Below are 14,607 nucleotides of genomic sequence, written 5' to 3' on the forward strand. Positions count from 1 at the left end.
TTACTGAGGCAGCACTTCCAGCGTCGCCGTATAGGCGAGCCGGCGTTGCTTGGCTTCCTTCACCGAGGTCTTCGTGTCCTCAGTCGATGCATTCACCCAATACATGCCTGCGTTCGGCCAGGTGAAGGAGAACTTGCCATCCTTGTCGGTGGTGGTGTCCATTTCGCCTTGCGCATTGCGATAGCGCGTGGCGCCTTCGATCGCCACCACCTTGAGGTTCGCCGCCGGCTTGCCGTCGAGCAGGAGCTGGAAGGTGGCCTTCTCGCCGGCCATGAGGTCGTTCGGCGAGGTCACCGGCACCAGCTCGAGACCTTTGTTCGTCGGCTTCAATGCGCTGCCACCGGGCGAGCCCTGCGTCACGAACGTTTCCACGCGATTGGCCATCTCGCTGACCTGGACTTGCTTCGCCCCGGCCGGAATGGCGCTCTTCATATCCTCGGGCTTGCCGCGCCAGCGCTTCTTCTGGCCATCGATCTCGTAGTTGGCGAAGAGACCCTGATTGACGATCGCGAGACGGTACGTGCCCTTCTGCGGCACGGGCAGGTCGAAGGTGCTGCGGTACTTGCCCGTGGCGGCGTTTTCCGGCTTCACGATGGAACCGTCCGGAGCGGTAATGACCAATGCATCCAGCGGCGCCGGAAAGTGGTCCGGATAGTAGAGATCGTTGGAGACCGCGGCGTCGACGGTCACCCAGGCATCGTCGCCGGAAATCACCGTGGCCGACGGCACCATCCACATCTTGTGCGCCTGCGCGGCGACAGGCAGGACGAGCGCGGCGCAGAGAACGGCGCGAGCGAGTACGTGCTTCATGGGCAAGGTTCCGTTCAAGGGTTGAGGTCGAGGTCGATCTGGCCGAGTTCTTCACTGCCCTTGGCGGACAGATGCACCGGGCGCGTGGCGGGCCAGTCGAAGGGAATGCGTTGCGCCTCGCGACCGCCGACTTCGCGCGCGGCCTCGACGACCAGTTCGTAGTGCGCAGGAGGCAGCGTTCCGAGCGGCGGCTTGCCGTCAGCGAAACGCAGCTGATGCTGACCGGCAGGACGCGTGGCGCCGGAGACGCCATCGATGGGCATGTTCTGGTCGCGGCCGGTGCGCCGCCACCACTGGCGCATGTCCTTCAACCACTTGGTGCCCTCGCCATCTGCTTTCTTGGTGTCGTACCAGACCGCCAGGTTGGCGGCCACACTGTGATCCTCGCGTTCGACCCACACGGCCACGTACGGGCGGTGGTACTCGGCGACCTTCAACGCCGGGATCTCCACCGAGAGGTTCATGTCGGCGGCGCGCGCCAGCGCGGGCACGAGGCAGAGGACGAACGGGAGGTTTCGACGCATGAGCGATTCCATCAGTGGATGAAGATGAGAGCGAGGATCACCGGCAGCACGAAGCCCAGTGCCACCATCGGCCAGGTCATGCCGCGCTGCGCGGCGTGCATCTTGAGCAGGATCAGTCCGGTCACGGCGAACACCAGGCAGGCCAGCGCGAACACGTCGATAAACCAACGCCAGACGGGTCCCGTGTTGCGCCCCTTGTGCAGATCGTTGAGGTAAGCGAGCCAACCGCGATCGGTCGTCTCGTACTGCACCTCGCCGGTCTCGCGATCGATGCTCACCCAGCCATCGCCACCGGGACGCGGCAGCGACAGATAGACCTCGTCGTCGCTCCACTCGCCCGGGCGCCCCTCGATGTGCGCGCCGGTGTGGCTCGCCACGTAATCGGCCACCGTGGCGGGAACGGGCGCGGAAGCACGGCCGGCGCCGAGACTCTCGCGCAACGCGTCCGGCAGCGTCGTCACATGCCGCTCCACTTTCGGCGTGGCTTCGATCTGCGCCGCGTGGTTGAGGGTGAAACCGGTCACAGCGAACAACAGCAGCACGGCCAGCGACACGGCGGAACTGATCCAGTGCCAACGATGCAGGTGTTTGAGCCAGAACGCGCGGCGTTGCCGATCGACGGAGTCGCGCATGTGCTGGAACGCCCCTGGAAAACACGTAGGAAGGGCGTCGATAGTAAACCACAATGCGAATCGTTCGCAATTGCATGAAGGCGCCGACCTCGGAAAGCGCCCCGAAAGCCTGTCGCGACAGCATGCGCTGAGCCCCCGCTGGAGCGTATCCTTGGCCCTCATGCGCATACTCCTTGCCGAAGACGACGCCGCCATCGGCGCGGCCGTACGTGCCTCCCTCCAGCAGGGCGGCCATGCTGTGGACCACGTGACGGACGGTGCCAGCGCCGACCACGCGCTACGCGACCACGATTACGATCTGCTTGTGCTCGACCTGGGCCTTCCGCTGCTCGATGGCAGCGACGTGCTCGCCCGCGCGCGCAAGCGCGGCGCGAACCTGCCGGTGCTCGTCGTCACCGCACGCGAAGGCTTGAAGGAACGGGTTCGCGTGCTGGACCTCGGCGCGGACGACTATCTGGTGAAGCCTTTTGCTCTGGCCGAGTTCGACGCGCGCGTGCGCGCGCTGCTGCGCCGACGCACGAGCCATGGTGCCCCGGAGTTCCGCATCGGCCGGCTGCGTCTCGACATTCCCGGGCACCGCGCGTGGATCGGCGACACACCGCTGGATCTGACTGCGCGCGAATTCGGGCTGATTGAGGCGCTTGCCGCACGTGCGGACAAGGTCACCAGCCGTGCGCAACTGGTCGAAGCCCTGTGCAACTGGGACGAGGACCTGACCGACAACGGCCTCGACATCGCCCTGCACCGTCTGCGCAAGAAACTCCAGGGCTCGGGCACCAGCGTGCGCACGATCCGCGGACTGGGCTACCTGCTCGAAGAAACTGCGGATGCCTGAACGCCGCGCCGCTGCCGCGCGTCGCGCCGCACGGCTCAGTCTGCGCCGCCGCCTGCTCACCTTCCTGCTGGTGCCGGTGCTCGGCGTGCTCGTACTGGACGCGGTGATCGGGTACTTCGTCGCCCTCGCCTATTCCAACCGCGTGCATGACGCGGATCTTTCCGACTCGGCACTCACGCTGTCGGAGATGATCGACAGCGACGCCCTGAGCGGCGAGCTGACGGCGCAGGCGCGCTTCCTCCTCGAATACGATCCCGACGGACGCAACTACTACTCCGTGGTCAGCGACCGTCACGGTCGGATGATCGGCAATGCCGAACTTACCGGGCCGGGTGTCACGATCCACACCGATGCGCCGCCGAAGCTCTACGACACGGCATTGGGACGGCGTCCGCTGCGCGCTGCCATCATGCGCGTGCCGAACCGACACGATGCTGGCGACGTGCTCACCATCACCGTCGCGGAAAACCTGCGCGACCGGCACACGCGGGCACGCGAGATCCTCTTCCTCACCCTGCCGATGCAGGCGCTGCTCATCGTGGCGGTGCTCTGCCTCGTCTGGCTCGGAGTGAGTCACGGGCTGGGTGTGCTGGAGCCGCTCACCGCACGACTCAGTCGCCGCGGCCACGACCTGGGGCCGATCGGCGAGGAAGACGTGCCGGTGGAAATCCTGCCGTTGACGCGGACCATCGACGACCTGTTCGCGCGCATGCGCAACATGCTCGGCCTGCAGGAACGCTTCATTGCGGACGCGGCGCACCAGCTACGCACGCCGCTGGCGGGCATCCAATTGCACGTAGAACGCCTGGAAGGCACGACCGACGACGCCGAACGCGCGGACGCCCTGGCGCACGTGCATCGGCTCGCTGCACGCGCCGCACGCACCTCGGCACAGTTGCTCGCACTCACGCGCACGCAGTCGCCGGACCTCCCCGACCACGACGGCATGGACCTGATCGACCTGTCCACACTGGTCCCCGAAGCGGTGGGCATGCGTGTGCACCAGGCCCTGAGCCTTGGCGTGGATCTGGGTTACGAAGGCGGCGAGGGCCCCTGCCTGGTACGCGGCGACGCGCTCCAGATCCAGGAGGTGATCGACAACCTCGTCGACAACGCCTTCCATTACGCCGGCCGTGGCCACGCGGTCACCGTCTCCCTCGCCGGTACGGAGGACGAGGTGATCCTGGCCGTGGAGGACGATGGCCCTGGCGTGGACGAGGCCTTCCTCGATCAGTTGGGCGAGCGCTTCTTCCGGGTGCCCGGCAGCGACCAGGAAGGCACCGGTCTTGGCCTCGCCATCGTGGAGAGCATCGCGGAGCGTCATGCGGCAAGGGTGGTGTTCCGACGTGGCGCCGAGTCCGGGCTGAGGGTGGAACTGCATTTTCCTGCGCCGCTCACTGGAAAGCCGGGTGAAACCGCGCACTGAGACGATGGCCCCCTCATGAGTCAATGACGCGAGGCGTCCTTGTGGCCACAACGGCGGAATTCCACTTCGAAGGCGGACGCGATGGCGTCCTGCTGATCCATGGCCTTACCGGCACACCGACCGAGATGCGGATGGTGGGCAAGGGCCTCAACCGCGCCGGTTTCACCGTCGTAGGCGTCCAGTTGGCTGGCCACTGCGGCACCGAGGAAGACCTGCTCGCCACCAGCTGGGAAGACTGGTACGCCAGCGTCGAGGCGGCCGCCGACCAGTTGCGCGGACGCGTCGATCGCGTCTTCGTCGCCGGTCTGTCCATGGGCGCCCTGCTGGCGCTGCGCCTTGCCGCGGTCCGACCCGAGTGGATCGCGGGCGTGGGTGTCTTCGGCGCCACCTTCCGCTACGACGGCTGGTCGATCGGCTGGACCGGCAAGCTCTCGTTCCTGCTGCCCATCTTCAAGCGCCTGGGGATCGGCCGCGGTCGCAGCTTCATCGAGCAGCCGCCGTACGGTATCCGCGACGAGCGTCTGCGCGCGCAGGTCAGCGCCGCCATGTTCTCCGGCGACAGCGAAGCGGCCGGCCTGCCGGGCAATCCGTGGCACGCCCTGGCCGAAATGGTGAAACTGTCGCGCGACGTGCGTCGGCGCCTGCCGGACGTGGTGGCACCCTGCTTCGTCGCGCATGCCGCCGACGACGACGTCGCCAGCGTCGCCAATGCCGATCTCGTGGCCCGGCGCGTACGCGGTCCGATCGAAATGCTGTTGCTTGCCGACAGCTATCACATGATCACCATCGATCGCGAAAGGCGCACGCTCATCGAACGCACGGCCGATTTCTTCGGCCGCATCGCACGCGATTCGCGCCCCTCGCGCATGGCAGCGTAACCATGCACGGCCTCGTGCTCGCGCTGTGGATAGCGAACGTGGTGCTCGATACCGGCGGGCAGTTGGCGTTCAAGGCGGCCGCCGGCGACAAGCGAGCGGGCGATGGGCTCGCGCGCTGGCGCTACATGCTCGCCCGCCCCTGGCTGTGGACCGGCATCGCCTGCTACGTCGCGGAATTCGTGGTCTGGATCGCTTTTCTTTCGCTGGTACCGCTGTCGGAAGGCGTGCTGCTCGGCTCGATCAACATCGTCGCGATCATGCTGGCGGGCCGCGTGCTGTTCCGCGAACGGCTGAGTCCCTTGCGCGTCACCGGCATCCTGCTGGTGGCCGCTGGCGTCGCCATCGTGGGAGCCGGCACGTGAAGCGCTTCTATCTCATCGGGTTCGCCCTGCTGCTCGGCTTCGATACGCTGAACCTCATCTGCTTCAAGCTGGCGGGCACGCATGCGCTGCCGGTCGAAATGAACGTGGCGTGGCTTGCCAGGGTGTTCTCGTATCCGTGGATCTACGGCGCGGTGGTCGGCTATCTCGGCGCCTTCGTCACCTGGATGAGCCTGCTCAAGCACGCGCCGATCGGCCCGGCATTTGCCGCGTCGCATCTGGAAGTGGTCAGCGTGATGCTGTTGTCGTGGTGGATGTTTGCCGAACCGGTCACGCCGACTCAGATCCTGGGTGCGGTGGCGATCGTCGCGGGTATCGTCTGCCTTGCGTTTGCCGAGAGCGGCGAGGATGCGCATACCGATGCCGTTCCGGCCCGAGCGTGAAGCACCGCCGACTGCAGGCTTGCCGCTGGGTCTATCCGACCTGACGGGTGGCGCGCCCGCGCCACTCACCGCCCTGGCGGCAGCATGGCTGGGCGTCGAGCAGGTGCAGTTGGAATGCTCCGGCACCTCGGCGCTCACCATCGCGCTCGCCACACTGCACGAGCACGCGCGTTCGCGCCGCGAGGTGGTGATCCCCGCGTTTACCTGCCCACTGGTGCCCCTGGCGATTCGCCGCGCCGGCCTCGTGCCGCGCCTGGTGGACGTGAAGCCCGGCCATTTCGACATGGACCCGCAACGCCTGGCCGAAGCGTGCAGCGAACGCACCCTGGCCGTCGTGCCGACCCATCTGGGCGGACGTACGGCAGACGTCGCCATCGCGAATGACGTGGCGCACGCCGTCGGCGCGTCCACCGTGGAAGACGCCGCGCAAGCGCTGGGCGCGCGCATCGACGGGCGGTTTGCAGGCACGCATGGCGATATCGGCTTCTTCAGCCTCGCCGCCGGCAAGGGGCTCTCCATCTTCGAAGGCGGCTTGCTGGTGGCGCGCGACGACGCGTGGTACGAACGCTTCCGCCGCGTGTCGCGACGCATGGTGCGCTGGCAGCCCGTATGGGAATTGCGGCGAACGCTGGAACTCGCGGGTTACGCCGCGCTCTATCGCCCGCTCGGTCTCGGCACGGCATATGGCAGGCCGATGCGTCGGGCCTTGCGGCGCGGCGACCTGCTGAGTGCGATGGGCGAACGCTTCGACGCGGACTTCCCCATGCATCCGGTCGGTCGCTGGCGGCGTGCGGTCGGTGCCCGTGCGTTTGGACGGCTGCCGTCGTTCATCGCCGCGACGACCACGCAGGCGGCAGCGCGTGTGCCGGCGCTGGCGTCGATCCCCGGCGTGCATGTCTTCAAGGACGACGGCGGCACCTGGCCCTACCTGATGCTTCGCCTGCCTGACGAGGCGACGCGCGACGCCGTGCTGCGACGCCTGTGGAGTTCGCGGCTGGGCGTCGGTCGCATGTTTCTCCATGCCCTGCCCGACTACGACTACCTCGGCGAGCTGCCCGGTGGCGACGATGTGCCGAATGCGCGCGACTTTGCGGCGCGCACGCTCACCATCACCAACAGCCCGTGGCTCGACGACGCGTCCTTTGCGCACATCTGCGCCGTGATCGAGGCGGTGGTGGTGTCGCGCTGAGGTGGTCCGCTAAAGACCCTGGGCCTTGCCCTGCTCCACCAGCGTGAGCGCAACCTTGTCGCGCAGGTATACCGGCAAGGCCAGTTCGGGGGCGACCGCGTCACCGTCGCGAAACCGGCGCACGGCCAGTTCCGCCACGTGTCTTGCCTGCGGGTAACGCGCGCCTTCGGCGGAACGGATCGGTGCCGCGATGCGTTGGCGAAGCGCATCCTCGTACGTGGTCCAACCCGTGCCGACCACATGCCACGCCGACACGTCGGGCAGCACCAGTGCAGCCGCCGTATCCACGCGTTCGCGGTCGAGCAACGCCACGCTCCCGTCGTCCTCCCGGCGCCATGCGGCGACGTAGATCTCGCCCATCCGCGCGTCGATCACCGAAAGCACCGCCGCGTCGTCCTCGGGCGCTTCCAACGCCAGCGCCTGCAACGACGACACCGTGACCACGGGCACGTCCAGCGCCATGGCCATGCCCTGCGCGAGCGACACCCCAAGGCGCACGCCGGTGAAGGCACCAGGACCGCGGCCGACCGCAATGCCGTCGAGCGCCGTGCGGCTCAGCCCCGCCTCGGCGAGCAAGGCATCGGCCATCGGCAGCACCAGCTCTGCATGCCGGCGCGGCGCGACCTCGCTGCGTTCGATCACCTCGTCGCCGTGGACGAGGGCGACCGAACAGGCTTCGGTGGAGGTTTCGATGGCGAGAAAATTCATGGCGTGTCCAACGGGGCAAGGGGCGGCGCCGTATGCGCGTACCAGTCGATCCGGCGGGTCAGGTACATCAGCAATGCGATCACCCCGACCAGGACCGCCGAGCCGATCAGCAACGCGTACTGCTCCGCGCCGATGAGGCCATACAGTATGGCGTAAACCAGGGCGATGACGCCGCCGAGGACCAGTCCGGCCCGGCGCGCACGCAGCGCTGCCATCGCGTAGCCACCCACGATCAGCACCACCGTCGCCGCCGCGACTGCATAGGCGGGGCCGAAGCCGATCTGTTCGGACAGCGCGAGCAGAAGCACGTAGAAACTCGCCATGGCGGCACCGACGAGCAGGTACTGGACCGGATGCAGGCGCAGGCCCTTCAGGACTTCGAACAGGAAGAACGCCACGAAGGTCAGCGCGATGAACAGCAGCCCGTATTTGCCGGCGCGATCGTTCTGCTGGTAGACGCCGCCTGCCTGGTAGAGCTTCACGCCGACCGCGGACGGCTCCAGCCGCGAGGCGACGTCGCCGTCGTTCGCATCCCAGTGCTGTCCATAGGGACGATTGAGGTCGAGCACCTGCCAGGACGCGTCAAAGCCCCGCGCATCGACACGATGCGTACCGGGGAGCAGCGCCCCCGTGAAGCTCGGATCGGGCCATGGCGCGCGGAGGCGCATGGTGTTAGTGCGTGCCATGGGCAGCACGGAGAACGATTCGGTGCCCGCGATGCGCAGGGTCATGGCGAAGTCCACGGGCGTCTCGCGCTCCGGATCGATCTGTATGGGCGTAGCGAGCACCGTGTACGGCCCCATGCGGGCGGCTGACGATGAGAGCCGCGCATCGTGCCCGTCGATGGTCACGGAGGTGATGCCCTGCAGGCCTCGGGTATCGGCAATCAACAGGCGAAGCTCCGCCTTGCCGGGACTCCAACTGGCTGTCGAATCCGCCGCGAAACGACGCACGTCGCTCGGGAGAAGTCGTCCGCGCAACGTCACCTCGCCCGTGTACACCGGCACTTCGTACATGCCGGCATGGCGACGCTCGACGACCAGGTCCGCCACCGTAGTCAACTCATCGGCCAGCACGATCTCCGTGCCATCACGCACGCTGACGACCTTGCCGTCGCTGCCGCGCATGTCCTGACGCGTGGGCACGGCGAGCACGAAGCCGCCGATCGTCTGCGGGCCACCCCACCCTTCCGCCACGCGAACCGAGGCGGCATCGCGCATGGCCTGCCGCTCGCGCACGAGGCCATCCGCCTGCGACAAGGGAATGAGCATGATCAAGGCCAGCAAGGCGACGCCGAGCACCTTCGCCGTGATCGATTGTGTCCAGCGGAACATGGGATTTCCGCGGTCCTGCGTCGTGCGTGTCATGGCGTTCCTCTCGCTACGGTGATGCCGAGATGGTCAACCGCAAAAAAGTGCGAGGGCGGGTCGGATTCTGGCGCGCTCCGGGCAAGCCCTGGCGGAAGCCGGCCCGCGGGCTAGGCCGAGGACACGTGGCGTTACATCCCGACGTGGCATCTAAATCGGGCTCAAGAGTGAGAGTGTTCTCATGACGTGCGGCGGCATTCCATGGAGCATTCGCCGCAACCCTCACGAGGACAGCATGATGCTACCCGTCCAGCTAGCGATGCCCCTGGCCCTGATGGTCGGTGCCGCCATCGCCGCCACGACCTCTCCCTCGCGCCATGGCGACTGGGAAGCCGACACGGGCCCAGGTGATGGTCCGAACAGCGACCGCGCTACCGACAGGCACGGCGACATGCGCATGCTGCGCCTGTCGCTGCAACCGGGTGCATCGTTGCCCTGGCGTCGCGACGCCATACCGGGCACAGGCTACGTGCTCGAGGGGGAACTGCACGTGCGGACGTCCGGCACGGCGAAGGTCATGCGTACCGGCGACTGTCTTTTACCGAGCATGGCAGCGGAGGGCAGCACCGTGGCCGGCCCGCAGGGGGCGACGGTGCTGGTGTTCTACGCGGAACGCCACGCCACGCGAAGCTGATCCACCAACCCTGCCGCGACGCTAGGACGAGGGAGCGGCAGCGTCCCTGAAGAAGGCGACGACCTCGGCCAGATCCCGCGTGCGCGGCATCGGCGGCAGGCTGGCGAGGAACAGGCGGCCATACCCCTTGGTGCTGAGGCGCGGATCGCACAGCACCAGCACGCCGCGATCGTGCACGTCGCGGATAAGGCGCCCGGCGCCCTGCTTGAGCGCAATCACCGCCGTGGGCACCTGCCAGCCCATGAACGGATTGATCCCGGCTTCTTCCAGGGCCTCCAGCCGCGCCTGCAACACGGGATCGTCCGGCATGGCGAAGGGCAGCTTGTCGATCACCACCACGCTCAACGCCTCGCCGGCCACGTCCACGCCCTCCCAGAAACTGGCCGCGCCCAGCAGCACACCGCGGCCACTGGCACGGAATGCCTCTAGCAGGCGATGGCGCGGCGCCGAGCCTTGCACGAACAGCGGCCACGGCACGCGGCCTTCCAACTGCTCGGCGGCCCGGCGCAACGCACGATGCGACGTGAACAGCAGGAAGGCCCGGCCGTCGGACGCATCGAGTACCGGGCGGATGGCGTCGATCACCTTGTCGGTGTAGTCGCGAGCCGCAGGATCGGGCAGGCCCTGCGGCAGATACGCCAGCGCCTGATGCTGGTAATCGAACGGGCTTTCCACATGCAGCGTGTGCGGATCTTCCAGCCCCAGTTGCCGAGCGAAGTGCCCGAAATCGCCCGCTATCGAGAGCGTGGCGGAGGTATGGATCCACGCGGCATCGGTGGACATCCGCATCGCTCGCAGTGGCGACGCGAGATCCAGCGGCGTGGCGTGCAGCGCGAAGCCCTTGGGCCAGGTCTCGTACCAGCGAACGTCGCTCGCCGAGTGTTCCTCGGCAATGCGGTCCAGGCGCAGGCTCAGCATCTGTGCGCGTTCGTAAACGTTGGCCAGTCCTCGCGAGCGCTCTCCCAGAGAGGCCAGAAGATCGGCGGTGGCGGCCATGACGTCGCGCAGTTCGGTCAGCAGCTCGCGCGCCGACGTATCGCGATCCAGCGCGCCGAACGGGCCGCGTGGCGGCAAGGGATCGATCGCCAGGCGCAACCGTTTCACCAGATCCTGAATGACCTCGACCGGTTCCAACAGCTGGCTGGTGGCGCCGGTGACGCCCTGCCCTTCGGCCAGCGCGTCATGGCCCAGGTCCACGAGTTGGCGCGAGCTGACGCTCTGCGAGAAGAACTGTCCGGCCAGCTCGGGAATCTGATGGGCCTCGTCGAGGATGAAGGCGTCGGCACCGGGCAGGATTTCCCCGAAGCCCTCCTGCTTGAGCGCGAGATCCGCCATGAGCAGGTGGTGATTCACGACCACGAGATCCGCTTCCATGGCCTCGCGGCGCGCCTTCACGACATGGCAGTCCTCGAAGAACGGGCACTCGGAACCCAGGCAGTTCTCCGGCGTGGAGGTCACCCGCGGCCATACGGGGGAATCTTCGGGAATGTCCGCCATTTCCATGCGATCGCCACGCCGCGTGCGCGCCGACCAGGCACGGATGGCGGAGAGCTGCGACACCAGCTGCCTGTCCGCGTTACCTTCGCGCACGGCCTGGTCCAGGCGATAAAGGCACAGGTAATTGGAGCGCCCCTTGAGCAGGCTGAGACGCGCCCGGCTGCCGAGCACGGCGTGCACGCGCGGGAGATCGCGGAAGAACAGCTGGTCCTGCAGCGCCTTGGTGCCGGTGGAAACGATGACCTTGCGCCCCGACATCAAGGCGGGAACGAGATAGGCGAAGGTCTTTCCGGTTCCGGTACCGGCCTCCGCGATCAGCACGTCGCGCTCGGCGATGGCGTCGGCCACCGCGGAGGCCATGCGCTGCTGGGCTTCGCGAGGCGCGAAACCGGGCACTTCGCGGGCGAATGGGCCCTCCGCGCCGAGGATCGCGGCCACTTCGAGTTCAGTCATCCGCCAAGTATCGCCTACAATGGCGGTCTTTACGCCTGCCAAAGCGCGCCCGATGGCGCGAGCCGAGAGCCTACGCATGGACAAGAGTTTCGAGCCCAGCCAGATCGAGTCGAAGTGGTACGCCCACTGGGAAGCCAATGGCTATTTCAAGCCGTCCGGCAAGGGCACGCCGTACACGATCATGCTGCCGCCGCCGAACGTGACGGGCACCCTGCACATGGGCCATGCGTTCCAGCACACGATCATGGACACGCTGGTCCGCTACCACCGCATGCGCGGCTTCGACACGCTCTGGCAGCTCGGCACCGACCACGCCGGCATCGCGACGGAAATGGTCGTTACGCGCCAGCTCAACGCCGAAGGCAGGCAGCGCGCCGATCTCGACCGCGACGCCTTCATCTCACGCGTGTGGGAATGGAAGAAGGAATCCGGCGGCACGATCGGTCGCCAGATGCGCCGCATGGGCGTGTCCGGCGACTGGAGTCGCGAGGTCTTCACGATGGATGAAGGCCCGTCGAAGGCCGTCGTCGAAACCTTCGTGCGCCTGCACGAGGAAGGCCTCATCTATCGCGGCCAGAAACTGGTCAACTGGGACCCGGTGCTGAAGACCGCGATTTCCGATCTCGAAGTGGTCAGCGAGGAGGAAGACGGTTCGCTCTGGTCCATTCGCTACCCGCTCGCGGACGGCACCGGCGAGCTTGTCGTCGCCACCACGCGCCCGGAAACCATGCTGGGTGACGTGGCCGTCGCCGTGCATCCGGAAGACGAACGCTACGCGCACCTGATCGGTCGCATGCTCGCGCTGCCGCTGTCCAACCGCCAGATCCCGATCATCGCCGACGACTACGTCGAGAAGGAGTTCGGCACCGGCTGCGTGAAGATCACGCCTGCGCACGACTTCAACGATTACGCGATCGGCCAGCGTCATGGCCTGCCGATGATCAACATCCTCACGGACGACGCAAAGATCAACGACGCGGCGCCGGAGAAATACCGCGGCATGGATCGTTACGTCGCGCGCAAGGCGGTGCTTGCCGATCTCGAGGAGGCGGGCCTGCTGGTCGAGACGAAGAAGCACAAGCTGCAGGTTCCGCGTGGCGATCGCACCGGCGAGATCATCGAGCCTTACCTGACCTGGCAGTGGTTCGTGAAGATGGACACGCTCGCCGCCCGCGGCCTCGAACTGGTCGAGCAGGGCCACGTGCGCTTCGTGCCCGAGAACTGGATCAACACGTATCGTCACTGGCTCGGCAACATCCAGGACTGGTGCATCAGCCGCCAGCTCACCTGGGGTCACCAGATTCCCGCGTGGTACACCGACAGCGGCGAGATCGTCGTGGCTCGCAGCGAGGCCGAGGCAAAGGCCCAGGCAGCCGCGCAGGGTTACAACGGTGCGCTGCGTCGCGATGCCGACGTGCTGGAAACGTGGTTCTCGTCGGCGCTTTGGAGCCACTCCACCCTCGGCTGGCCCGATCCGCAGGCGCAGGCCGAGCGCGGCTTCGACCGCTACCTGCCGACGAACGTGCTGGTCACCGGATTCGACATCATCTTCTTCTGGGTCGCCCGGATGATCATGATGACCGACCACTTCACCGGCGAGGTGCCGTTCAAGGACGTCTACGTCACGGGCCTGATCCGCGACAAGGACGGACAGAAGATGTCCAAGTCCAAGGGCAACGTGCTCGATCCGCTCGATCTCATCGATGGCATCGATCTCGACGACCTGCTCGCCAAGCGCACCCGCGGGCTGATGCAGCCGAAGATGGCGGAGAAGATCGAAAAGGCCACGCGCAAGGAATTCGCCGACGGCATTCCGGCCTTCGGTGCCGATGCGCTGCGCTTCACCTTTGCCTCGCTCGCCACCCATGGCCGCGACATCAAGTTCGACCTGGAGCGCTGCGGCGGCTACAAGGCGTTCGTCAACAAGCTCTGGAACGCGTCGCGCTTCGTGCTGATGAACCTCGGCGACGGCGCCGTGACGCCCATGGCACCGGCCACGGAAGCCGAGCGCTGGATCCTCACCCGTCTCGGCGAGACGCTGGCAACGGTGAAGGAGCAGCTCGCGCTGTACCGTTTCGATCTCGTGGCGCAGGCGCTGTACGAGTTCACCTGGAACGAGTTCTGCGACTGGTTCCTCGAACTGTCGAAGCCCGCGCTGCAGGGCAGTGACGCGCAGGCCGTGGCGTCCACCCGTTACACACTCGTCCACGTGCTTGAAACGCTGCTGCGCGCGCTGCATCCGCTCGTGCCCTTCGTGACCGAAGAGATCTGGCAGCACGTGCGGCCGCTGCTCGGCATCGACGGCGACACGATCATGCTGCGCCCCTACCCCGAAGCCTCCGACGTCACCGCCGACGCTGCGGCCACAGCGGAGATCGAATGGGTCAAGGACGTGCTGACCGGCGTGCGCCGTATCCGCGCCGAGATGAACATCGCTCCGGGCAAGACCATTCCGCTGCTGCTCGCCGACGGCGATGCGGCAGATCGCGCACGGGCCGAGAAGTTCGCCGCGCAGATCGCCTTCCTGGGTCGTGTCGAGTCCCCCGCCTGGGTGGGCGCCGATGAACCCGCCGCCGCGGTTGCCGTCGTCGGCGGCATGCGTGTGCTGATCCCCCTCGAAGGGCTGATCGACGTCACGGCGGAAAAGGCGCGCCTCGCGAAGGAAATCGCCCGCGTGGAAGGCGAGGTTCGCAAGTGCGAAGCCAAGCTCGGCAACGCCAACTTCGTGGCGAACGCACCGGCCGAGGTGGTGGAGCAGGAACGCCAGCGCATCGCGGACTGGACCCGTCAGGCGGATGCCATGCGCGAGCAGGCTCGCAAGCTGGGCTAAGGACGCTTGGTGGGAACCGCTTCAGCGGCGATGAGGTCCTTGCGGCCAGCTCGCCCGCTGT

General features: G+C 67.0%; 14 protein-coding genes. 8 read left to right on the forward strand and 6 right to left on the reverse strand.

The genetic code is table 11. From position 1 onward, the window contains the following. Genes IM816_RS13835 through IM816_RS13845 form a run of 3 tightly spaced genes read right to left on the reverse strand, consistent with a single transcriptional unit; the run spans window position 1 to window position 1,966 of the window. Window positions 1–810, reverse strand: coding sequence for a DUF4198 domain-containing protein (locus IM816_RS13835; RefSeq protein WP_250338518.1), 810 nt, complete (start codon window positions 808–810; stop codon window positions 1–3). A 14-nt stretch (window positions 811–824) separates the two neighbouring features. After that, on the reverse strand, window positions 825–1,334 hold the full coding sequence (locus IM816_RS13840; protein WP_250338519.1) for a DUF2271 domain-containing protein: 510 nt from the start codon (window positions 1,332–1,334) through the stop codon (window positions 825–827). 11 nt (window positions 1,335–1,345) lie between these two features. Then, on the reverse strand, window positions 1,346–1,966 hold the full coding sequence (locus IM816_RS13845) for a PepSY-associated TM helix domain-containing protein (RefSeq protein WP_250338520.1): 621 nt from the start codon (window positions 1,964–1,966) through the stop codon (window positions 1,346–1,348). Between the two features lie 160 nt (window positions 1,967–2,126). On the opposite strand from IM816_RS13845, the gene IM816_RS13850 reads away from it, so the two are divergent. The 6 genes from IM816_RS13850 to IM816_RS13875 are packed head-to-tail and all read left to right on the forward strand — an operon-like array spanning window position 2,127 to window position 7,057. Continuing rightward, a complete protein-coding gene (locus tag IM816_RS13850; protein ID WP_072321796.1) occupies window positions 2,127–2,801 on the forward strand; it encodes a response regulator in 675 nt (224 codons plus the stop codon). Continuing rightward, window positions 2,794–4,227, forward strand: coding sequence for a sensor histidine kinase (locus IM816_RS13855; protein WP_250338521.1), 1,434 nt, complete (start codon window positions 2,794–2,796; stop codon window positions 4,225–4,227). The genes IM816_RS13850 and IM816_RS13855 overlap by 8 nt, the downstream gene beginning before the upstream one ends. Before the next feature lie 41 nt (window positions 4,228–4,268). Then, complete coding sequence (locus tag IM816_RS13860; protein WP_255369363.1) at window positions 4,269–5,105, forward strand: alpha/beta hydrolase; 837 nt, start codon at window positions 4,269–4,271, stop codon at window positions 5,103–5,105. 2 nt (window positions 5,106–5,107) lie between these two features. Next, window positions 5,108–5,467 carry an EamA family transporter gene (locus IM816_RS13865; protein ID WP_250338522.1) on the forward strand — a complete coding sequence of 120 codons (360 nt, stop codon included), beginning with the start codon at window positions 5,108–5,110 and terminating at the stop codon, window positions 5,465–5,467. Continuing rightward, window positions 5,464–5,868 (forward strand): DMT family transporter, encoded by a 405-nt coding sequence (locus IM816_RS13870; RefSeq protein WP_250338523.1) that lies wholly within the window; start codon window positions 5,464–5,466, stop codon window positions 5,866–5,868. Before IM816_RS13865 ends, IM816_RS13870 begins: the two co-directional genes overlap by 4 nt. Next, on the forward strand, window positions 5,846–7,057 hold the full coding sequence (locus tag IM816_RS13875) for a DegT/DnrJ/EryC1/StrS family aminotransferase (RefSeq protein ID WP_250338524.1): 1,212 nt from the start codon (window positions 5,846–5,848) through the stop codon (window positions 7,055–7,057). The genes IM816_RS13870 and IM816_RS13875 overlap by 23 nt, the downstream gene beginning before the upstream one ends. 9 nt (window positions 7,058–7,066) lie before the next feature. Here IM816_RS13875 and tsaB read toward each other — a convergent pair whose 3' ends face one another. Together tsaB and creD are read right to left on the reverse strand one after the other, a co-directional pair. Beyond that, on the reverse strand, window positions 7,067–7,765 hold the full coding sequence (gene tsaB / locus IM816_RS13880) for a tRNA (adenosine(37)-N6)-threonylcarbamoyltransferase complex dimerization subunit type 1 TsaB (protein ID WP_250338525.1): 699 nt from the start codon (window positions 7,763–7,765) through the stop codon (window positions 7,067–7,069). Next, window positions 7,762–9,132: a cell envelope integrity protein CreD gene (creD, locus tag IM816_RS13885; protein WP_250338526.1), complete on the reverse strand. Its 1,371-nt coding sequence runs from the start codon at window positions 9,130–9,132 to the stop codon at window positions 7,762–7,764. Before creD ends, tsaB begins: the two co-directional genes overlap by 4 nt. A 235-nt stretch (window positions 9,133–9,367) precedes the next feature. On the opposite strand from creD, the gene IM816_RS13890 reads away from it, so the two are divergent. Continuing rightward, entirely contained in the window at window positions 9,368–9,766 is a 399-nt protein-coding gene (locus tag IM816_RS13890; protein ID WP_250338527.1) for a cupin domain-containing protein, read from the forward strand. A 21-nt stretch (window positions 9,767–9,787) separates the two neighbouring features. On the opposite strand, the gene yoaA is transcribed toward IM816_RS13890, so the two are convergent. Next, window positions 9,788–11,716, reverse strand: a complete 1,929-nt coding sequence (gene yoaA / locus IM816_RS13895) for a DNA repair helicase YoaA (RefSeq protein WP_250338528.1) — start codon at window positions 11,714–11,716, stop codon at window positions 9,788–9,790. Window positions 11,717–11,792: 76 nt separating this feature from the next. On the opposite strand from yoaA, the gene IM816_RS13900 reads away from it, so the two are divergent. After that, window positions 11,793–14,546 (forward strand): valine--tRNA ligase, encoded by a 2,754-nt coding sequence (locus tag IM816_RS13900; RefSeq protein WP_250338529.1) that lies wholly within the window; start codon window positions 11,793–11,795, stop codon window positions 14,544–14,546. Window positions 14,547–14,607 lie beyond the last annotated feature (61 nt).

The organism is Luteibacter flocculans, assembly GCF_023612255.1.
GTDB classification, from domain to species: Bacteria; Pseudomonadota; Gammaproteobacteria; order Xanthomonadales; family Rhodanobacteraceae; genus Luteibacter; species Luteibacter flocculans.